The sequence below is a fragment of the Janthinobacterium sp. TPC_1 genome (assembly GCF_056037845.1).
This window is the reverse complement of the sequence record NZ_CP195157.1, coordinates 1,907,886-1,928,023: the sequence shown is the minus strand read 5'-3', so window position 1 is coordinate 1,928,023 and position 20,138 is coordinate 1,907,886. Positions and strand designations below refer to the sequence as shown.

The following is a 20,138-nucleotide window of genomic DNA, read 5'->3' as shown; positions in this document are numbered from 1 at the left end:
GATGCTCAGCGCAGGCGGCTCGGCCTATCCGTATGATCTGGTGAAGGCGGCCGGCGTCGACCTGGCCTCGCCGAAACCGTACCAGGCGCTGGCGGCGCGCATGAACGGCATCATGGACCAGATCGAGGCGATTGAGAGCCGACGGGGGAAATAAGCGCCTGCGCAGGCCGGCGTCAGGCCAGAGTGTCCGATGCCGGCTTTCCCGTCTCTGCTGCCGCAAACGCCGCCGCATCGCTCTCGAACATGTCTTCCAGCTCCTCGCGCGCCTGGCGCGTGAGGGACATGACTTTTTGCTGGTCCTGGAAGTGCGGCGCCACTTCCAGCAAAGTTTTCAGGTTATGCCGGCCGAAGATGCCGGCCGCGCGCTGCGCCCGCTCCGCGCTGAAGCCCACCTGCTGCAAGGTCTGCTCGCCCAGCAGCAAGGCCGCGGCAAACGTCTCGCGCTCGATCAGGGTCACGCCGCGCTTCATCAATTCATAGTAATGCGTGACGTTGCGCGCGCGCGCCAGTATCGTCAGTTCGGGCAGGCGCAGGCGCACGGCGTCGACCAGGGCCAGGCTGTCGTCCACATTGTCGATGGCGATCACCAGGGCCCTCGCCTTCTCGATGCCGGCCGCCACCAGCAAATCGACGCGCGTGGCGTCGCCATAAAACACTTTAAAACCGAACTTGCGCAGCAGCTCGATCTGGTCCGGGTCATGATCGAGCACCGTCACGCCGATCTTGTTGGCCGCCAGCAGGCGGCCGATGATCTGGCCAAAACGGCCGAAGCCGGCAATGACGATGGGGTTGTCCTGCGCCTCGATATGGTCGTCGGGACGGCGCTTCTTGTCGCCCTGCAGGCGCGGCGCGACGAATTTGTCGTGCGCCAGCAGCAGCAAGGGCGTGGCCACCATCGACAGGGTCACCACCACGACCAGCAGCGCTGCCGTCTGCGGCGCAAACACATGCGCAGCCTCGGCGGCGGCAAACACGACGAAAGCGAATTCGCCACCCTGCGACAGCAGCAGCGCAAAGAACAGCTGCTGGCCGCGGGGAATGTCGACAAACTTCGACAGCAGGTACAGCAAGCCGATTTTCACCACCAGCAGCCCCGCCACCAGGGCCAGGATCAGCAGCGGCTGGGCGCGCAGCACGCCGAAATCGACGGACATGCCGACGGCGATGAAGAACAGGCCCAATAACAGCCCCTTGAACGGTTCCAGGTCGGAAATGAGCTCATGGCGGTATTCAGAGTCGGCCAGCAGCACGCCCGCCATGAAGGTGCCCAGCGCCATCGACAAGCCCACCGATTCCATCAGCACGCAGATGGCGATCACCAGCAGCAGGGCAAACGCCGTGAAGATTTCGCGCAAGTCCGTCTTGGCGATGAAGCGCAGGATGGGGTTGACCAGAAAACGTCCGCCGATCACCAGAGCGGCCAGCACGGCGGCCAGCTTGGCCACGCGCAGCCAGCCCGGTTCGCCGCTATGCGTGACCAGGCCACCGAGCAGCGGCACCAGCGCGATCATGGGAATGGCGGCGATATCCTGGAACAGCAAGATGGAAAAACCGGCGGAACCGGCCGGCGTGCTCATTAATTTGCGTTCGCCCAGGGTGGCCAGCACGATGGCCGTCGACGACAGCGACAGCCCCAGCGCACCGACCAGCGCCGTGCGCCAGTCCACGCCGAAGGCCATGGCCACGGCGCACAGTCCCGCGCTGACGACGCCCACCTGCGCCCCGCCCCAGCCGAAAATCGGACGGCGCAGCAGCCACAGACGCTTGGGCTCGAGCTCCAGGCCGATCAAAAACAGCAGCAGCACCACGCCGAATTCGGAAAAGCTGAGGATCACCTCGACATTCTTGATCAGGCCCAGGCCCCACGGTCCGATGACGACGCCGGCCACCAGGTAGCCGAGCACGGCGCCCATGCCCAGGCGCTTGGCCAGCGGCACCATGATGATGGCCGCCACCAGGTAAAACAGTATGTTGATGAGAAAGCTGTGGTGTTCCATGCGGATTCCGGGCGGATGTGTGGATGAAACGACATCATGCCTGAAGTGGCGCGCCCGCGTGAAGTGGCTGCTCCGCCACGCCGGCTATTTGCGCGCGGCCACCCGCGCGCGCAGCGCGTCGAACATTTTCGGGATGCTGTCGCGGCTCATGCTGTCGACGATCCAGCCCAGGCCCATCGGCACCGGGCCTGGATCCGTGTACACCTGATACTTGACGGCGGCAGCGCCCGCATCGAGCGGATCCGGCGACAGCTGCCAGTAGCCGCTGGTGTCGGCGATGGTGTCCTCCACCTTCAGTCCCTCCATCGGCACCAGCTTCCAGGCCAGGCTGCAACTGGCGTCGAGCACCTTGGGCGTCATTCTCAGGCGGTATTGCTTGATTTTTCCCATCGGCAGCTTGAGCGTGACGTTGACCAGCGAGGCGCCGCCGCCGCGGCCGTCACCTTGATCTTGTCCACGTTCGGCATGAACTGCGGATAGCCGGCGAAATCCTGGATGGCCGCGCAGACGGTGGCCACGCTCGCCGGCATGCTGGTCGTGGCGGCAAAGGTCTTGCCGGGCATGCCGGCTTTGCTGACATCGCGCAGATCGAGCGCAGGCGTGGCCGCCAGGACGGCCAGCGGATAGCAGGCGGAACAGGCGGCCAGTGCGCACAGCAGGGTCTTCATGGTTTTTCTCCGTCGATCTGCGCGCGCAGCGCCGCCACGTCGACGCGCTTGAGGTAGCTTTCGATATTCTTCCACACGGCGTGATAGCCGTAGCCGCCGTTCTTCAACTCGTCGATCGCCTTCTCGCGCGGCCAGCCCTGGTACAGCATGCGGTACATGGCGGCCATCATGCCCGTGCGGTCGGCGCCGTGCAGGCAATGCAGCAGCACGGGTCCCTGCTGTTCGGCGGCGCGGATGCTGCGCATGGTCTCGATCACATGCTTGTCGCGGATGGCCCAGGTATTGATGGGAATGCGGACGGCGCGGATGCCGCTGCCATCGAGCACCTGCGTGTCGGAGTGGAAGGAACGCAGGCTAATCACCGTCTTCACGCCCAGCGCCTGCAATTGCGCCACGTCGGCGCTGTCGAGCTTTGCGCTGCGGAACAGGACGGGGGTGACCTGGTGCAGGTTGGACACGTGCGGCAGCGGCGTCGCCCACTCGGCATTGCGCTCGGGCGCCACGGGCGCCTGCGCGCCGGCGGAACCGGCCGCCAGGGCCAGGAATAGCAGCAAAAGATGCGGCAAGGGCGATAAGGTCATGACTTCCTTTTGTATGAAAACCACAGCAGCACGCCAGCCAGCAGCAGCGATACCCAGTAGTCGGTCGGCGCCCACCACAGCCAGTGCTTGTGCCAGGCAATGTGGGCCGGATTGAAGTGCGCCACGCCATAGGCGGGATTGAGCACGAACCACAGATAATCCTCGATGATCCAGAACAGCAGATGATGCAGCCGATGGCGCGGCACTCGAGGCGCAGCGACCATTGCGCCAGGAAGATCATGGGGAAATGGAAGAACAGGGCAATGAAGGGAAACACCCAGGCATGGTAGCCGGTCATCGGCCGCCCGCCCCAGAAGATATCGAGCAGCCAATGGCTTTCGATGCGCCAGGTGGGCAGGTTGGCGGCCCAGCCGGCCGCGCCTTCGATCTGGATTTCCACCTGCGCAAAAAACAGTCCCAGCAGGGCCACCCAGGCCAGCGTCAGGGCGATCTGCCAGGGTTTTGCCACGGCGCCCGTCACGCCGGCTCCGGCGTCACGCTCGGCGCCAGCACCTGCGCCAGCACGTCGCTGGCGGCGCGCGGACGGCCCAGCGCCAGCGCTTTCGCGCGCATGGCTTGCAACTGCTGCGGATGATCGAGCAACAGGCGCACGCGGTATTCCAGGGTGACTGCATCGAATGCCTTCAGGGCCACGCCCTGTTCCAGCAGATAGTCGGCATTGCGCGCTCTTCTGTCCCGGAATCGGCGAGTTGACGATCATGGGCAAGCCCAGCGCCAGGCATTCCGAGGTGGTCAGTCCGCCCGGCTTGGTGATCACCAGGTCGGCGCACGCCATCAGGCGCTCGACTTCGCTGGTAAAGCCTTGCGCCAGCAGGCGGCCCGGGTACTGGCCGGCCAATGCCTGCAGCGCCGCCAGCGCGGCGGCGTTTTTCCCCGCCAGCACGATCAGCTGGAAGTCGCCATCCAGCGCCAGCAGGCGCGCGGCGATGGTATCGAGGCTGCCCAGTCCCGCCCCGCCGCCCATCAGCAGGATCGTCGTGCGCCGCGGGTCGAGGCCAAACGCCTGCGCGCACCGCGCGCAGTCGGGCACCTGCGCAAAGGCGGGCATGATGGGGATGCCCGTCACGTGGATGCGGTCGGCGGGAATGCCTTCGTGGCGCATGCGGAACGCCACTTCGTCGGTGGCGGCGAAATAGCCCTGCATCTGTTCATGCACCCACATGCGGTGCGGTGCAAATCAAAATCCGTGACCTGCACCCACACGGGGCAGGACAGCTGGTGCTGGCGCAATGCGCGCGACAGCAGTTCGGCCGGCAGGAAATGCGTGCAGATGATGGCGTCGGGCTGGAAGGCGGCGATTTGCGCCATCAGCGCGCGCGTGTTGAGGCGCTCGACGGCGCGGCGCAATCGCTGCATCGAGCTGTCGCGCGGCGCGTCGTGGCTGGCATGGTACAGATAGCCCCACAGCGCGGGCGCCTTGTTGACCAGCTTGATATAGAAATCCGTGTACAGCTTGCGGAACGCGGGGGGCACAAAATCCATCACATCGAGATGGCTGGCGATGGCGTGCTGCTCCAGGCCGGCATATGCCTCGATGGCTTGCGCGGCGCGCAGATGGCCGGCGCCGGCCGAAACGCTCAACAAGAGAATCTTTTTCTGTTTTTTTTCTGTCATGGGGAAACCGGTGAATGGAACAGCTGGCCGCAGGCGCGGAAGATGAAAGAATAACATTTTTCCGCAATTGAATCCGGTTGATCGTGCGCATCTGTCACTGCCGTGCGCCTTAGCGTGGGATGGCAAACGGCAAGGCCGACGCTTTCCAGTTGCCTTTGAGCTTGCGCTCCATCAAGGCCGCCAAGGCGCTGGCGGCGGGCGCGCCTTTTTTCGTGAACGTCACCGGCACCAGCAGATAGATGGTGACCTTGTCATCGTCGGCAATGTCTTCTTCCTCCGGTTCCGGGTTCCAGCGCTTGTCGATGGCCAGCAGCGCATCGACGCCGTCCGGCCACGCCAGGTCCGCCAGGTCCGGATCATCGCGCCGCAGCAAGCCGCCCGCCGCCACACTGGCCTGGTCGAGGGTACGCCGTCCCAGCCGCGCCAGCAGGTCGACGGGAAAGCGCCATGGGCTGCACGCCGCAAAGCCGTGGACGGTCAGCGGCCAGCGCGTCGGCAGGCAGACGGCCAGTTCGGTCATCGGCGCTTGCTGGAACAGGCCGGCCGTAAACAGCAGCTTGAACTCGCGCTTGCCATCGATGCAGCTGATCCCCAGCGAAAAGCGCGCGTCGCCGCTGTCCGGGCTGAACACGGCCGGCAGTACCCAGCCGGCGCTGTTGTGCATGAAGGTGCGGATGGCATCCTGCGGCGAGGCGGCCGCTTGCCGCGGCACATCGAATATGCTGACGCCGCCGGCGGCAGCGAGCATCTGGACGATGGCGGGAAAGCCCCAGCCGGCGGCGATATCGACCGGCGCCTGATTCCAGCGCGTATGCAGGCGGTTCGGATTGGCGCCCCGCTGCAGCAGCAAGGCAACCACGTCCTGATGGCCGTCCACGCAGGCGCTGTCCAGCGGCGACAGTATATTGTCCGGCAAGCCGTCGACGGCGGCGCCATGCTCGAGCAGCCAGCGGCAGGTATCGACGTGGCCATGGCCGGCCGCCTCGCCCAGCGGCGTATGGTTGCGGTAACCGGGCAACGGCAAATCGATATCCATGCCCAGCGACACGAGCAGGGCGCAAACCTCGCGGCTGCCGCTGGCCGCGGCCAGATGCAGCAGCGATTCGCCGTCATCCATGTTGTAGCGGCGCAAGGTCGAGAGCAGCGGCGTGGCCTGGAGCAGGCTGCGCACCTGCTCCACCTGATTCTCGCCCACGGCGTCGCAGAGACGAAAAAAAAAACGCTTCCCGGTGCTGCTTGTACAGTGTGTTGTTACCCATCTCTCGTCTCTGCTCGTGGTGGCGGCGTCCTCATCGTGCGGAGAATAGCATTTTCTTTCGATTAATCTGCGCGATTTGACAACTGCAGTGCGCGCGCAGGCGGCGATGCCAGGCCGGCCGGCACGACATCCGTGCGCAGCACCGGATACAGGTTCAGCCGCTCATCCCACGAGGCGTGGCGCCGGGCGAAGAATTCCAGGCGCGCGGCCGGGCTTTTTGCAAACGCGGGGTCGCTGGCCAGCTTTTCGTGGAACTGCGCCGCCAGCGCCGGATCGGCCGCCAGCTGCGCACGGGCCACGTCTTCGGCACGTATTCTTATTCTTCCATGTATTCCTTGCGCTCGAAGGCCGTATTGAAACTGCCCCAGGCCAGCAGGGAATCGGGCGCGCGCGGCTCGAGCAGGGCCACCACCAGGCGCGCCTTGGCCTGGTTGACGGGCACGTACAGCGCGCCCGCCTCGACCACGCGCGCCTCTTTCTGCCACGCGCCCTGCACGGCCGCCGTCTGGCGCCCTTCGAACGACTGCGCGCCGAATTTCACCTGCGTGGCGCGGAAGGTTTCGACCGGCAGCTTGCCGGGCGCGGTGGCCAGCACCTGGTACGACACGCCATGCTGGCGCAGCTTGGCCGCCACCATCTGCGCCTGCGCTGCCGGCACCAGGTAGCCGGCCTGCGGCGCGGCCAATTGCAAGTCGGGCACGACCTCGTCGCGCAGCGGCACGTTCCAGATCTGCGGCGTGGTCTCATCGTAGCGCGTCATCAGCGCGCCCGACACCTCGGACGGCGTGCGCGTGTAGGCGTAGCCACGAAACACGCGATCATGCGGCTCTTGTCCGTCGTTTTATACGTGAGCGGCAAGGTGGCGCCGGCCAGCTGCGCGGCGCGCGCGTCCGCCTCGAGCGCCGTTTGCCGCCACTGCGCGCCATGCTGCGCCACTTGCGACAGCAGCGAGACGATGGTGTTGCGCGTGATGCGCACGCGGGTCGGATAATCCTTCCACGAATGGGTTTCCACCAGCATGCCGAAGCGGTTGCGCAGCTGGAAATAGCCATGCGAGAAGCGGGGATTCGGCGCCGAATCGACAAAACCCGATTGCGGGTTGTCGTTCTCGGCAAACGAAATATAAAACGGTTTCGGATCGGAGCCCTGCCTGGCCAGGTCGGCCAGGACCTGATCGCGCAGCGCCGTTCCCGCCACGCGCAGGGCCGCATCGCCCGCATGCACGGGTTCGACCTGGATCGAGATATCGGGTTCGAACTGGGCGCCATCGGTGACGTGCAGATCGACATAGGCCAGCGGATCCCAGGCGTTCACCAGCGCCAGCATGTGCTGCATCTCGGGCGTATCGGCCTTCATGTATTCGCGGTTCAGATTATAGTTTTGCGCCGTGCTGCGCCAGCCCATTTCCACGGGGCCGCGCTGGTTCGGACGGTTCCACTGGCCGAAGCGCTCATGGCCGTCGACATTGAAGACGGGGACGAACAGCAGCACCTGTTTATCCAGCGCGCCGGGCGCCGCCTTGCCCTCCAATACTTCGCGCAAGGCCAGGAAGCCGGCATCCTTGCCATCGATTTCGCCCGCATGGATGCCGCCCTGTACCAGCAGCACGGGCAGCTTGCGGCGCGCCGCTTCGGCCGGCGTCAGGGCGCCCGTACTGGAGACGGCCAGCGCCAGCATGGGGCGGTTTTCCGGCGTGCGGCCAAATTCGATGCAGCGCACCTGCTTCGGATAGCGCGCCTGGAACTGGCGGCACAAGGTTTCCACTTCCGCATAGCGGCCCGTATTCAAAAAGCCCGAGCGCTCGGCCACCCACCGCGTCAGGACCGGGGCGGCATGTACATGGGCAGAAAACAGGGACAACAAGGCGGCAGACAGCAGGGCGTGGCGTAGCATGGGTCAAACTCCATCGAGAGAGAACAAGCGGGCAATTATAGAGTGGTGGTCACGTAAAAAAACGCGCCGGAAAATAAAAAAGCCGGAACAGCGTTGGCTGCTCCGGCAGTGCTCAGGCAAGTGCGATTTATGTACCAAAATGGTAGTTAAATTCGATCCATCCCTGGCGTCCTTGCGGGCTGTAGTTGCCAGTCGGGTAGTACGGCCAGCCGTTGCTGGTGTCGCGCTTGATCTTGTCGAACACGTTGTTGACGATCAGTGAGACGGTGGCGCGGTCGCTGATGCGGTACACGCTGCTGACGTTGGCCAGCGCCGTCGGCGTCAGATAGGCTTTCCCTGCACCGTTCGGTATCTTGCCGTAGCGGGCCACCAGCAAGGTGTTCGACCAGTCGCCCGCAGCCCAGTTGACGCTCAGGTTCAGCTTGTCGGGCCAATCCCTGTTCGTCATCGACCTGGTTTCGTCGGTCTCTGCATCGCCGGCGAATTGCTGCGATTTCTTGCTCAGCACCCGGGCGTAGTTGGCCTTGAAGGCAAAGCGGCCATAGTCCGTCGTGCGCAGCAAATACTTCAGGCTGACGTCGATGCCGCTGCTGCTTTGCTTGGCCGCGTTGATCGGGTTGACGGTGATGGTCTTGATCTCGCCGGCCTTGTTCAAGGCATTGGCCGCATAGCGTTCGATGCGGCCCAGGGTATCGACGCAGGTCGGCGAGCCGATGTCGGCCTTGCCCAGGCGGCAATCGGATTCATCGCGCAGCAGCTTGTCGGCGTCCAGATTCGTCACCAGGTCGTCGATCTTGATGTTCCAGTAGTCGACCGAGACGTCGAAATTGGCACTCGGCGACCAGACGGCGCCCACGCCGAAGGACTTGCCCTTTTCCGACTGCAGGTCGCGGCTGCCGTTCTGCACGTAATCGGCGCCAGGCGACTTGTTGGCATATTCGCAGCCGTCGATGGCTTGTCCGGCGGCGTCGCAACGATAGTAATCGGTGGTGCTCGCATAATAGCCTTTGCTGCGGGACTGGTAGATGTAGTTCATGTCCGGCGCGCGGAAGCTGGTGGCGTAGTTGGCGCGGAACAGCAGGTCCGGTGCCGGGCGCAATTCCAGACCGGCGTTGTACGTCAACTTGCCTTCCTTGCGGCCGGCAAAGCTGTAGCGGTCGTAGCGGCCGGCGACGGTAGCGGTCAGCTTTTCATGCAGCGGCACATTCAACTCCGCGCCCAGCGCATAGCGCGAACGGGTGCCGGCCGTGGCGCCCGAACCGGTGGCGACGTTGAAATAGCCCTGGTCGATGCGCGCATCGGGTTCATTGCTGAAGCCCTGCTTGCTCGCTTCGGCAATCGTGGCGATTTTCACCGTACCGGCAGGCAGCTGGAACAGGTCGCCATTCGTGGCCAGGCTGAGGGTATTCGTCCAGGCCTTGTCCTTGCTGTCGCTGTAGCCGCTGATGCTGTCGAATTCGGCCGGCGTCAGGCGCTGCGACAGGCGCGCGGGATCGGGGGCGTAGATGGCCACGCCCTTCGCATCCGTGCCCAGCTTCGGTCCCAGGAAGAAGCTGTCGATGTTCGAGCGCAATTGCGGCCGGTGGGCTTCGCTCGTGTAAACCGAGGCATTGTAGTTGGCCTCATATTGCCAGGCGCTGCCCGGAATGCGGCCCTTGGCGCCCAGCGAAATGGCCGTGGCCAGGTCGTCCCAGCTGCGGTTGTAGCGTTGCACGCCGCCGATTTCCTCGGGCGAGATAAAGCGCGTCCACTCTTCGTAGGCGCCGCTGTTCTGGTTCAGGAAGGAATTGCCGTTCAACGAAGCCGAGGTCCACGACGGGCCGCGCGTATTGTTGACGGTCTTGTTCTTGCCAATCAGGACATCGGCAAACAGGGTGGTGTCGGCATCGAGCTCGTAGTTGGCACTGCCGAACACGTCTCTGGCTGCTGTTCTTGGTCTGCGTGGTCCAGAAGGTCGGGCGGGCTTTCGGGCTGGCGCAATAGCTGCCGTTTTTCGCCGTGTACTTGCTGACGCTGCCGCCGAACATGTCGCCGAACTGGCTGCAAGTGTCGCCCAGGTCGACATAGCTGCCGGCCCCGCCTTTCGCCAGGGTGCGGCGCGCGGCGATCGTCGTCGGCACGCCGGAGCGGCTGGTCATGAAGTCGCGGTCCATGCTCCACAGCGGGTCGCGTTCGCTCAGTTCCACGCTGAACAGGGTATGCAGCTTGTCGAAATTGCCGCCGCCCGTCAGCTGCACGCGCTGGTTGCCGGCGCCGCCGCGCGAGGTGCCGCCGACCTTGACGTTGATATCGAAGCCTTCCGCCTGTTTTTTCAGGATCACGTTGACCACGCCGGCAATCGCGTCCGAGCCATAGATGGCCGAGGCGCCGCCGTTGAGAATTTCGATGCGGTCGACGATGCTCGACGGGATGTTCGCCAGGTTGGTGAAGTTGACCGCGCCGTCATAGGCGATGGGGAAGTCGGCCAGACGGCGGCCGTTCAGCAGGATCAAGGTGTGGTTCGGGCCCAGGCCGCGCAGGCTGATGGTATTGGCCGACGGCGTAAAGGTATTGCCGTAATCCTCGCCCTGCGTAAAGCCGCTGTTCTGCACCTGGCTGGTCAGCGCGTCGAAGACGTTCTTGTAGCCCTGCTTGGTGATTTCATCGCCGGTCAGGATGGTGACGGAAGACGGACCTTCCAGGCTGGCGCGGGGAATGCGCGAACCGGTGACCACGACGGCTGGCGGGGTGGCCGCAGCCTGCTGATCCGCTGCGGGCGCGTGCGTTTGCGCGTGCGCCTGCCATGCGGTGCCGCCCAGGATGGCCAGTACGCCAAGGCTGAGCGGGGTTAACTTGAACTGTTTCGACATCGTTGCGCTTCTCAAGGTGGGAGAAAAGCGGGAAGATAGCAAAATGCCAGTCATTCCAGAACGAATCGATTCATCTTTCTATATATCAAAATTGTTATATAGAAAGATTTTTGAGCAGGAAACCGCCAGGCACGCCGGCTAGCGCATGGCAGGAACATGCGCGCTAACGGCGCATGATGGCAATTTCCTTGTGGGATGGCCGCAGCAGGTGCGTGACCGTGTCGGCGGGACTTTCCATCGCACTCAACAGCCTGGTCGCGCCCATGGCCGGCGTGCAGCTGCCGCTGCTGCGGTAGCGCAGCGCCGCCGCCAGCATGCCTTCGGACGGGTCGCCCAGCTGATGCTGGTAGTCGTCCGTCACGTCGCAGGTCGGTGCCATGCCATCGGCAAAGTCGCCAAAGCCCTTGGCATTGACGCCCTGGAACTGCACGGCGAAATAGGTGGTGCCGCAATTCGGTGCAGGATAGAAACCGTAGGGCTTGCCGCACGTCGTGCCGCCGATCAGGTTGACCTGCACGTCCACGCCGCGCAAGCCATTGATGATGGCCTCGCTGGCGGAGCAGGTATTCCCGTCGTCAGCAAGGTCACGCGCTTGAGACCCAGCGAGGGCAAAGGCGTGCCCTTGGGCAGGGGATTCGGGGCGGGAAAGCCCTGGCTTTGCGCATGGAAGGGCACGGGCGCTTCCGGCCGCGTCTTGTCATTGAAGAGCACCTGCTCGAAAGTCTTGCCGGCAGTAACTTGCGGGCCAGCAATCATGTAGGCGAGTTCGCTGGCAACATCGAGGTAGCCGCCACCGTTGTAGCGCACGTCAAGCACCAGGTCGCTGATGCCGGCCGCCTGGAAGCGGCCCATGGTCTCGACCAGTTGGCGCTCGGCCACGTTGTTGTGCGTATTGAAGGTCAGATAGCCCACCTTGCCCGTGGGCGTATCGATAATGCGCTCGTTCTGCACGGCGCTGGTGCTCACGTCGACCGCCGTCAGGCTCACGGACAGGGGCGCGCCGTTGCGGCTGAATCCCAGCGCGTGCGTGCCTTGCGCCTTGGGGAACAGGCCGGCGTTGATGATCTGCACGCTGGCCGTGTCGGGAGCATGGACGAAATCGACGCCATCGATGGTTTGCAGCACGTCGCCGCGCTGCAAACCCGCCAGCGCCGCCGGCGAGCCCGGCTCGACGATCGTGACCACGGCCTTGCGCGGCGGCGTCGTGCGCGTTACCGCCAGCAGCATGCCGTAGCCCAGTTCGATACCATTCTGCGCCGCCTCCCACTCTGCCGTCGGCAAGGTGAAATGGAACTGGTCCTTGGGCTTGCCGGACGCCGTCGTGGCCGTTGTCTTCAGCACGTCGAAATAGGCGATGGGCGTGGCAAAGCTTTGCGGCAAGTACGTGGTCGGCACTTCGCGGTACCACAGATACGTTTCATCAATCCAGCTGCGCACCCACGTCTGTTCATTGAGCAAGGTTCCCGGCTTATCGATGCCGCTGCCACTGCGCGGCACGGCGCAGCGGTTCGCCACCGTGGAGGCAGCGACCAGCGCCGTCGGGTCCGTCTGCGTCACGGGCGGCACAACGGACGCGCTATCGCTGCCGCCGCCTCCTCCGCCGCAGGCACTCAACAACAATACGAGAGGAACCGCCAGGGCGGAAAAGCGCAGGGAAGGCATGACAAACTTTCCGAAAAGAAATTATCAGAAAATTATAATGCGTTTTGCAAACAGGCGTTGTTTTCTTTGACACGAAAAAAATGGCGCCCGCAGGCGCCATTGCTACAGCGAGGCGTTCACCCCATCACACGGTGGCCGCCACGGGTGCCGCCACGACGGGCGGCAACGGCGTCGGCGCGTTGAAGGCGATCAAGAGACTCGCTTCCTTCTCTTTTGCCGCCTTCAAATGACGCTCCTTCACGTGGCCATAGCCGCGGATGTCTTCCGGGATGCTGGCAATGGCCACGGCTTGCGCCAGCTTGGCCGTCGTCAGCTTCGGCAACAAGCCGCCCACCGTCGCGCGGTACTCCAGAATCAGCGCGCGCTCCATCTTGCGCTCGGCCGTATGGCCGAATACGTCGAAGCCGTGCCGCGCAAGCCTTTCATTTTGGCCAGCACGCCGAACGCCTTCAGCATCCACGGGCCATATTCCTTCTTGATCAGATGGCCCTGGGCATCCGTTTTCGCCATGATCGGCGGCGCCAGATGGAACTTGAGCTTGATGTCGCCCTCGAACATGGTTGCAATCTTCGCCTGGAAGGCGCCGTCCGTGTACAGGCGCGCCACTTCGTACTCGTCCTTGTAGGCCATCAGCTTGTAGAAGTAGCGGGCCACGGCTTCCGTCAGGCGCAAGTGCGGGCCGTTCAGGGCGCTTTCGGCGGCGCGCACCAGTCCGACGAAGTCCAGGTATTGCTGCGCATACGCGCGGTCCTGGTAGGCCGTCAGCAGGGCCACGCGTTTTTCGATGATGTCGTCGAGCGTGTCGATGCGCTTGAATTCCACCACCTTGGCTGGCGTCGTCATGCGCACCAGGCTGGCCGTGTCGTGGGCGCCGGCGCGGCCCCAGTTGAAGGCGGCCTTGTTGAACGCCACCGAGACGTTGTTCAGGTCGATGGCCTTCATGATGGACGCTTCGCTCAACGGCACCTTGCCCTTTTGCCAGGCATAACCGAGCATGAACATATTCGTCGCGATGGAGTCGCCCATCAACGCCGTGGCGATCTGGCCCGCGTCGATGAAATCGACGTGATCCGTACCGCAGGCCTTTTCGATTTCCATGCGCGCGGAAGCGCCGGGGAACTGCCAGTCGGGGTTCTTCACGAAGGCGGCCGTGGACGAGCTGGTCGAGTTGATCATGGCCCAGCTGCGGCCCTCTCCCATGCGCGACAGGGCGTCGCGGCTGGCCGTGACGATCAGGTCGCAGCCGATCACCAGGTCGGCCGCCCCCGTGCCGACGCGCGTCGAGTGGATATCTTCCTGGCGATCCGCCAGGCGCACGTGCGACATCACCGGGCCGCCCTTTTGCGCCAGGCCGCTCATGTCCAGCACGGAACAGCCCTTGCCTTCCACGTGCGCCGCCCATGGCAGGATCTGGCCGACGGTGACGACACCCGTGCCGCCGATGCCGGTGACGAGGATGCCGAACGGTTCGGCCGTCGAGGGAATCTGCGGTGTCGGCAAGGCTGGCGCGGCTGGCGCGTCCTTGTCGGCGGCAGCCGCCTTCTTCGGCTTTTTCAGGCCTCCGCCTTCCACCGTCACGAAACTCGGGCAGAAACCCGTCGTGCACGAGAAATCCTTGTTGCAGGACGACTGGTTGATCTGGCGCTTGCGCCCCAGTTCCGTTTCCAGCGGTTCCACCGACAGGCAGTTCGATTGCACGGAGCAGTCGCCGCAGCCTTCGCAGACGGCTTCGTTGATGACGGCGCGCTTGGCCGGATCCGGGTATTCATTGCGTTTCCGGCGGCGGCGTTTTTCCGAGGCGCAGGTCTGGTCGTAGATCATGGCCGACACGCCGGGCATGTCGCGCAGTTCGCGCTGCACATCCATCAGTTCCGAACGGTGGCGCACGGTGACGCCTTCGGCCCAGGCGTAATCGTCCGGGTATTTTTCCGGTTCGTCCGTGACGACGATGATGGGACCGACGCCTTCGGCGGCGATCTGGCGCGAAATGATGGCCGGAGACAAAGGCCCGTCGAATTCCTGGCCGCCCGTCATGGCCACCGCATCGTTGAACAGAATTTTATAAGTGATGTTCACCTTGGCCGAGACGGCCGCGCGGATGGCAAGGATGCCCGAGTGGAAATACGTGCCGTCGCCGAGGTTGGTAAACACGTGCTTTTCATTCGTGAACGGCGCCTGCCCCACCCAGGTGACGCCTTCGGCGCCCATGTGGGTAAAGGTCGACGTTTCGCGGTCCATCCACAGCACCATGTAGTGGCAGCCGATGCCGGCCAGCGCGCGCGAGCCTTCCGGCACCTTGGTCGAGCTGTTGTGCGGGCAGCCGGAGCAGAAGAACGGCGTGCGGTCCTTTTGCGGATCGGGTTTCACGCTGATGGCCTTGAGGACGTTTTCCTTCGCTTCCAGGTAGGCGATGCGTTCCTTCACGCGCTGCTCGACGGGGTGGCCCGCGTAGTAGCGCGAAATGCGGCTGGCGATGGCGCGGGCGATCATCGCCGGGTTCAGTTCATATGTGGCCGGCAGCAGCCAGTCGCCGTGTCCCGTGCCCTTCTGGTTGCTCCACTCGCCCGTGTCGTCGAACTTCCCGACCACGCGCGGACGCTCGCCGTCCTTGAGGTTGTACAGCTCTTCCTTCAGCGCATATTCAAGGATTTGCCGCTTTTCTTCCACCACGAGGATCTCGTCGAGGCCCTTGGCGAATTCATGCACGCCGTCCGCTTCCAGCGGCCAGGTCATGCCGATCTTGTACAGGCGGATGCCGATGTCGGACGCCGTCTGCTCGTCGATGCCGAGATCCGCCAGCGCCTGGCGCGTGTCCAGATACGATTTGCCGGCCGTGATGATGCCGATGCGCGCCTTCGGGCTGTCCCAGATGATTTTATTGAGCTTGTTGGCACGCGCATACGCCAGCGCCGCATACCATTTGTAGCTGTTCATGCGGACTTCTTGTTCCAGCACCGTGTCGGGCCAGCGGATGTTCAAGCCGCCGGCAGGCATCTCGAAGTCCGTCGGCAAGGTGATCTGCACGCGGTCCGGGTCGAAATCGACGGCGGCGCCCGACTCGATGATGTCGGTCACGCATTTCATCGACACCCACAGGCCCGTGTAGCGGCTCATGGCCCAGGCGTGCAAGCCGTAATCGATGTATTCCTGCACCGACGACGGGTACAGCACGGGGATGCCGCAGGCGTTCAGGATATGGTCGGACTGGTGCGCCGTGGACGAGGATTTCGCCGCATGGTCGTCGCCGGCCAGCACCAGCACGCCGCCGTGCTTGGCGGAACCGGCGTTATTCGCGTGCTTGAAGACGTCGCCGCAGCGGTCGACGCCGGGGCCCTTGCCGTACCACATGCCGAACACGCCGTCGTATTTGGCGTCTTCGAACAGATTCGTCTGCTGCGTGCCCCAGACGGCCGTGGCGGCCAGGTCTTCGTTCAGGCCCGGGTGGAACTTGACGTGGTGTTCATCGAGGTACTTTTTTGCCTTGATCGCCGTCATGTCGACGGACGTCACCGGCGAACCGCGGTAACCGGTGATGTAGCCGGCCGTATTCAGGCCAGCTTTCAGGTCGCGCTCGCGCTGCAGCATGGGCAGGCGGATCAGCGCTTGCGTGCCCGTCATGAAGGCGCGGCCACGCTCGAGCGTGTATTTGTCGTTCAGGGAAATTTCGGACGCGTGCGCGCCCGGCTCAAGACTCGAGCCCTTGATTGGTGCATTCATTACTTGTCTCCATTATTCTCTATGCTACGCGTGCAAAGTCGGTTGAACTCACACGTACCGGCCGCGCTTTGTGAGCATGCCGGTGCGGAAAAATGACTTGTTTGTCGTAGACTACCACAGGAAGGCGCGCAGTTCTTTGCTGCGCTGCACTCCCGGGCTGATACTCTTTTACTACTATTTGCTACAGCACAATACTTATGCCGCGTTCGTATCTTTCAGCACGCCGCGCTTGATCTGGTCCAGCTCGATCGACTCGAACAGGGCGCGGAAGTTGCCTTCGCCGAAGCCCTGGTCGCCCTTGCGCTGGATGATCTCGAAGAAGATCGGGCCGATCACCGTCTGCGTGAAGATTTGCAGCAGCAGTTCGCGTTCCGTTTCCGTGCTGTGGCCATCGATCAGGATGCGCAGGCGGCGCAGTTCTTCCAGCTGCTCGCCGTGGTTCGGCAGGCGGCGGTTGACCAGCTCATAGTAAGTTTCAATCGTGTCCTGGAAATCGATACCCGTATCGCGCATGCCTTGCACGGAGGCGTAGATATTGTCCGTGCCCAGGGCGATATGCTGGATGCCTTCGCCATGGTACTGGTCCAGGTATTCGGCGATCTGCGACTTGTCATCCGACGATTCATTGATCGGGATGCGGATCTTGCCGCATGGCGAAGTCATGGCTTTCGATTTGAGGCCCGTCAACTTGCCTTCAATGTCGAAATAGCGCACTTCGCGGAAGTTGAACAGGCTTTCATAGAAGCTCGCCCATTCCTTCATGCGGCCGCGGTGCACATTGTGCGTCAGGTGGTCGATGTAGGTCAGGCCATGGCCGACCGGGTTGGCGACGGCGCCGGGAATGGCGACGAAATCGACGTCATAGATGCTGATGTCGCCGATGCCGCCCGGTGCGGCCGCGTTTGGCTTGTCGGCGCCCTTGCCGCGCCAGCGGTCGACGAAATACAGCAGGGAATCGCCCACGCCCTTGATGGCGGGGATATTCAGCTCCATCGGACCGGTTTTATTGTCGAAACCCCAGGCGCCCAGTTCCAGCGCGCGGCGATACACGAAAGCCGCGTCGTCGACGCGGATGGCGATGGCGCACACGGACGGGCCGTGATGGCGGGCAAAACGCTGCGCGAACGAATCTTGTTCGGCATTGATGATGAAATTGATGTCGCCCTGACGGTACAGGGTCACATCTTTGTGGCGGTGGCGCGCGATGGCCGTGAATCCCATGTTCTCGAACAGCTTGCCCAATGCTTTTGGGTCTGGTGCTGCATACTCGACGAACTCGAAACCATCGGTACCCATCGGGTTATCCCAAGGCTGAAATTGCATGATGTCTCCTCCAAGAAGTAGCGCACAGTATAGGCGCGGTCTGTGGGCATTAAATGCCAAAGATCTCCCGAACAATCATGATTTGCGCAATAATATTGCGTGAAACAAGAACCACCGGAGGTAGCATGAGCAAAATTACGCTGGATAAAACGGATCGCAAGATCCTCGCCGTCCTGCAGGCCGATGGCCGCCTGTCGAATCAGGACGTGGCCGAGCAGGTCAGCCTGTCGCCGTCGCCATGCTTGCGCCGCGTCAAACGGCTGGAAGAAGCGGGCGTGATCCGCCAGTATGTGGCCCTGCTGGATCCGGAAAAGATCGGCCTGGGCTTGCTCGCCTATGTCAACGTGCGGCTGGAAAAGCACAGCGACGCCACGGCGCACAGCACGGCGCGCGTGCTGGCGCCGAATCTGGTGACGAACACGTCGCCGCGCGCGGACTTCGCCGTGGCGGTGGCGCAATGGCCGGAAGTGGTGGCTTGCTATGCGATGACAGGCGAGATGGATTATCTGTTGCGCGTGCACGTGGAAGACATGGAGCATTTCTCGCGCTTCATGATGGCGACCCTGCTGCGCCACCCGGCCGTGCTGGACGTCAAATCGAGCTTCGCCTTGCAGCGCATCAAGGATACGACGGCCCTGCCCCTGCTGTAATCAGTCGGCCGGCGGCGGGGGTGGCGCCGGCTTCTTGCGCCCCGGCAAGCGCTCGAACAGTTTGTACGCGGCGCGCGCATTCGCCTTGAACGTGTAGTCGAACATGGCGAACTGCTCCTGCACGGCTTCCTGCAGCATGCTGGTCGGGTTCGGCGGCAATAGTTTCAGATAAGCATCAGCTTCGCCATAGTCGCGCTGGATTTCCATGCCCGCTTTCTTGGCGATATGCATCATCGTCTTGTTCGACGACAAACAATGCATGTACAGGGTATCGACATCGTTGTTGCGGCAGTGAATTGCCGCCCGCTCGAACAGTTTCGAGCCGACGCCCATGCCGCGCATGGATTTCGACACGGACACGCCAAACTCCGCCACCTGCTCCTTGTCCGTGACGATACTTTTCGCCGGCGACTGGTCCTTCGGCGCGAACGCCAGATGCCCCACGCCCACCAGCTTGAACAAGCTGTTGTAGACGCCATAAATCATGTCGCGCGAGAAGTCCATCTTTTGCACGTACTGGGCCACGAGCTCATCAGGCAAGGCGCTGCCGAAGCGCAGCAAGCGGTCGCTTTTCTCGAGCGACAAAAAATGCTTCATCATGCGGCGCCGGTCGCGCTCATGCAACTGCTTGACGAGCACGGTCGGACGCCCGCCGCCGCTACGGCTGAGCCAGCGGCGAAACGGGTTTTGAAACAGCTTGGGTAAGGTCACGTCGACTCCTGGGGGCGGTGCTGCGGCACGTCAGGCCGTTATTGTGCAGTGCAACATCATGGCGCCATTGTAGCTTATTCCCGCCATTCAAGCCTGGGCCAGGAAGGCCGCCACGGCCGCCACCCGCGCCGCATGGATGACTTCAGGGATGCGTTTCGGCTCCGTGCAGCCTTGCGCCAGCGCGCCCGCATTCACGCCGCGCGCCGCGTCCAGCCCGCCCTGCAGCCGCGCCGCCTGGAGAAAGTCGCCGGCGACCAGTCCGTCGCAAGCCACTGCCTGCAGCAGTTGCGCGAAGCGCTGCGGCTTGCGCAGTCCGTCACAGCGTTCGCACAAGCTCACCACGGCTTCGGCGCCCAAGTCCAGCGCGCCATTGATATGGTCCAGCTCGCGCGCCGCCATGACGGCCAGTTCGCGGCACTCGTTGGGCACGCGCAGGCGCTCGCTCAGCTGCTCGATGGCATCCTTGCTCAAATGCAGCATCAAGGCGGCGAAGCGCAGGGCAAGTCAAGACCTTGCGCGGCCGCATGGTCGATGACCTGCAGCAAGCGCTCGCTGATGGTGATTTCGCCCATGATGCGCGCCAGCGCACCGCACTCGTGCAGCACCGTCAGCATGCGCGCAGGATGGCTTTCCATCAGCCCCTTGGCCACTTCCTGCCACACGCGCTCGGCCACCAGGGCGTCGACTTCGCCATCAGCCACCATCCGGCGCATCAGTTCCATGGTGGCGGGCGCGACAGTGAAAGTATGAAAACGGGCGGCAAAGCGGGCCAGGCGCAAGATGCGCACGGGGTCTTCGCCGAACGCATCGGAAACATGGCGGAAGATTTTACTCTGGATATCCTGAATGCCGCCGAACGGGTCGGTCAACGTCCCATCCTCGGCCCGGGCGATGGCGTTGATGGTCAGATCGCGCCGCACCAGGTCGTCTTCCAGGGTGACGTCGGGCGCCGTGTGGAAAACAAAGCCCCGGTAGCCGGGGGCCGTCTTGCGTTTCCGTGCGGGCCAAGGCGTATTCTTCCTGCGTCTTCGGGTGCAAAAACACGGGGAAATCCTTGCCGACGGGCCGGAAGCCCTGGCGCAGCATGTCTTCGGGCGTGGCGCCCACGACGACGTGGTCGTGGTCCTTCACGGGCAAGCCCAGCAGTTGGTCGCGCACCGCGCCACCGACCGTGTATATCTTCATAACACTCTT

The 20,138-nt window shown here is 63.5% G+C and carries 16 protein-coding genes and 4 pseudogenes; 2 read left to right on the top strand and 18 right to left on the bottom strand.

The annotated features are described in order from the left end of the window. The first annotated feature begins 1 nt into the window (after nt 1). Entirely contained in the window at nt 2–154 is a 153-nt protein-coding gene (locus tag ACQVLG_RS09445; RefSeq protein WP_474294176.1) for a hypothetical protein, read from the top strand. 19 nt (nt 155–173) lie between these two features. Here ACQVLG_RS09445 and kefC read toward each other — a convergent pair whose 3' ends face one another. The 16 genes and pseudogenes from kefC to hppD all read right to left on the bottom strand — a co-directional run bounded on the left by kefC (nt 174) and on the right by hppD (nt 17,583). Beyond that, on the bottom strand, nt 174–1,997 hold the full coding sequence (kefC, locus tag ACQVLG_RS09440; protein WP_474294174.1) for a glutathione-regulated potassium-efflux system protein KefC: 1,824 nt from the start codon (nt 1,995–1,997) through the stop codon (nt 174–176). Nucleotides 1,998–2,081: 84 nt separating this feature from the next. Further along, the gene (locus tag ACQVLG_RS09435) at nt 2,082–2,357 is read right to left on the bottom strand and encodes a hypothetical protein (protein ID WP_474294172.1); all 276 of its coding nucleotides are present in this window, start codon (nt 2,355–2,357) and stop codon (nt 2,082–2,084) included. Between the two features lie 2 nt (nt 2,358–2,359). Continuing rightward, nucleotides 2,360–2,665: an SRPBCC family protein gene (locus ACQVLG_RS09430; RefSeq protein ID WP_474294170.1), complete on the bottom strand. Its 306-nt coding sequence runs from the start codon at nt 2,663–2,665 to the stop codon at nt 2,360–2,362. Further along, nucleotides 2,662–3,246: a dual specificity protein phosphatase family protein gene (locus tag ACQVLG_RS09425; RefSeq protein ID WP_474294168.1), complete on the bottom strand. Its 585-nt coding sequence runs from the start codon at nt 3,244–3,246 to the stop codon at nt 2,662–2,664. Before ACQVLG_RS09425 ends, ACQVLG_RS09430 begins: the two co-directional genes overlap by 4 nt. Further along, nucleotides 3,243–3,727, bottom strand: a pseudogene (locus ACQVLG_RS09420) (hypothetical protein). Before ACQVLG_RS09420 ends, ACQVLG_RS09425 begins: the two are co-directional and overlap by 4 nt. After that, nucleotides 3,724–4,881: pseudogene (locus ACQVLG_RS09415) on the bottom strand (MGDG synthase family glycosyltransferase). The pseudogenes ACQVLG_RS09420 and ACQVLG_RS09415 overlap by 4 nt, the downstream one beginning before the upstream one ends. Nucleotides 4,882–4,990: 109 nt before the next feature. Beyond that, on the bottom strand, nt 4,991–6,076 hold the full coding sequence (locus tag ACQVLG_RS09410) for an ankyrin repeat domain-containing protein (RefSeq protein WP_474294166.1): 1,086 nt from the start codon (nt 6,074–6,076) through the stop codon (nt 4,991–4,993). A gap of 125 nt (nt 6,077–6,201) precedes the next feature. Beyond that, nucleotides 6,202–6,438, bottom strand: coding sequence for a hypothetical protein (locus ACQVLG_RS09405; protein WP_474294164.1), 237 nt, complete (start codon nt 6,436–6,438; stop codon nt 6,202–6,204). A 17-nt stretch (nt 6,439–6,455) separates the two neighbouring features. Beyond that, entirely contained in the window at nt 6,456–6,953 is a 498-nt protein-coding gene (locus ACQVLG_RS09400; RefSeq protein WP_474294162.1) for a hypothetical protein, read from the bottom strand. Then, nucleotides 6,899–8,032 (bottom strand): M14 family metallopeptidase, encoded by a 1,134-nt coding sequence (locus ACQVLG_RS09395; protein ID WP_474294160.1) that lies wholly within the window; start codon nt 8,030–8,032, stop codon nt 6,899–6,901. Before ACQVLG_RS09395 ends, ACQVLG_RS09400 begins: the two co-directional genes overlap by 55 nt. Nucleotides 8,033–8,159: 127 nt before the next feature. Next, nucleotides 8,160–9,746, bottom strand: coding sequence for a TonB-dependent receptor (locus ACQVLG_RS09390; protein WP_474295591.1), 1,587 nt, complete (start codon nt 9,744–9,746; stop codon nt 8,160–8,162). After that, nucleotides 9,655–10,881 carry a TonB-dependent receptor plug domain-containing protein gene (locus ACQVLG_RS09385; protein WP_474294159.1) on the bottom strand — a complete coding sequence of 409 codons (1,227 nt, stop codon included), beginning with the start codon at nt 10,879–10,881 and terminating at the stop codon, nt 9,655–9,657. Before ACQVLG_RS09385 ends, ACQVLG_RS09390 begins: the two co-directional genes overlap by 92 nt. A gap of 163 nt (nt 10,882–11,044) precedes the next feature. Next, nucleotides 11,045–11,413: a hypothetical protein gene (locus tag ACQVLG_RS09380; RefSeq protein ID WP_474294157.1), complete on the bottom strand. Its 369-nt coding sequence runs from the start codon at nt 11,411–11,413 to the stop codon at nt 11,045–11,047. Next, a complete protein-coding gene (locus ACQVLG_RS09375; protein ID WP_474294155.1) occupies nt 11,383–12,543 on the bottom strand; it encodes a S41 family peptidase in 1,161 nt (386 codons plus the stop codon). Before ACQVLG_RS09375 ends, ACQVLG_RS09380 begins: the two co-directional genes overlap by 31 nt. A gap of 124 nt (nt 12,544–12,667) precedes the next feature. Continuing rightward, nucleotides 12,668–16,260: pseudogene (locus ACQVLG_RS09370) on the bottom strand (indolepyruvate ferredoxin oxidoreductase family protein). A gap of 195 nt (nt 16,261–16,455) precedes the next feature. Next, the gene (gene hppD / locus ACQVLG_RS09365) at nt 16,456–17,583 is read right to left on the bottom strand and encodes a 4-hydroxyphenylpyruvate dioxygenase (RefSeq protein WP_230540293.1); all 1,128 of its coding nucleotides are present in this window, start codon (nt 17,581–17,583) and stop codon (nt 16,456–16,458) included. Between the two features lie 125 nt (nt 17,584–17,708). Between hppD and ACQVLG_RS09360 the strand changes: the two genes are divergently transcribed. Further along, nucleotides 17,709–18,233 carry an Lrp/AsnC family transcriptional regulator gene (locus ACQVLG_RS09360; RefSeq protein WP_034753092.1) on the top strand — a complete coding sequence of 175 codons (525 nt, stop codon included), beginning with the start codon at nt 17,709–17,711 and terminating at the stop codon, nt 18,231–18,233. Here ACQVLG_RS09360 and ACQVLG_RS09355 read toward each other — a convergent pair whose 3' ends face one another. Together ACQVLG_RS09355 and ACQVLG_RS09350 are read right to left on the bottom strand one after the other, a co-directional pair. Further along, nucleotides 18,234–18,944: a GNAT family N-acetyltransferase gene (locus ACQVLG_RS09355; RefSeq protein ID WP_230540292.1), complete on the bottom strand. Its 711-nt coding sequence runs from the start codon at nt 18,942–18,944 to the stop codon at nt 18,234–18,236. A gap of 87 nt (nt 18,945–19,031) precedes the next feature. Continuing rightward, nucleotides 19,032–20,129, bottom strand: a pseudogene (locus tag ACQVLG_RS09350) (tRNA nucleotidyltransferase/poly(A) polymerase-related protein). Nucleotides 20,130–20,138: the final 9 nt, after the last annotated feature.

Excerpts from the sequence above, each read along its gene's own strand:
- ACQVLG_RS09445 (WP_474294176.1), top strand. The coding sequence starts at position 2 with ATGCTCAGCGCAGGCGGCTCGGCCTATCCGTATGATCTGGTGAAGGCG.
- kefC (WP_474294174.1), bottom strand. The coding sequence starts at position 1,997 with ATGGAACACCACAGCTTTCTCATCAACATACTGTTTTACCTGGTGGCG.
- ACQVLG_RS09435 (WP_474294172.1), bottom strand. The coding sequence starts at position 2,357 with ATGACGCCCAAGGTGCTCGACGCCAGTTGCAGCCTGGCCTGGAAGCTG.
- ACQVLG_RS09430 (WP_474294170.1), bottom strand. The coding sequence starts at position 2,665 with ATGAAGACCCTGCTGTGCGCACTGGCCGCCTGTTCCGCCTGCTATCCG.
- ACQVLG_RS09425 (WP_474294168.1), bottom strand. The coding sequence starts at position 3,246 with ATGACCTTATCGCCCTTGCCGCATCTTTTGCTGCTATTCCTGGCCCTG.
- ACQVLG_RS09395 (WP_474294160.1), bottom strand. The coding sequence starts at position 8,032 with ATGCTACGCCACGCCCTGCTGTCTGCCGCCTTGTTGTCCCTGTTTTCT.
- ACQVLG_RS09385 (WP_474294159.1), bottom strand. The coding sequence starts at position 10,881 with ATGTCGAAACAGTTCAAGTTAACCCCGCTCAGCCTTGGCGTACTGGCC.
- ACQVLG_RS09375 (WP_474294155.1), bottom strand. The coding sequence starts at position 12,543 with ATGCCTTCCCTGCGCTTTTCCGCCCTGGCGGTTCCTCTCGTATTGTTG.
- hppD (WP_230540293.1), bottom strand. The coding sequence starts at position 17,583 with ATGCAATTTCAGCCTTGGGATAACCCGATGGGTACCGATGGTTTCGAG.
- ACQVLG_RS09360 (WP_034753092.1), top strand. The coding sequence starts at position 17,709 with ATGAGCAAAATTACGCTGGATAAAACGGATCGCAAGATCCTCGCCGTC.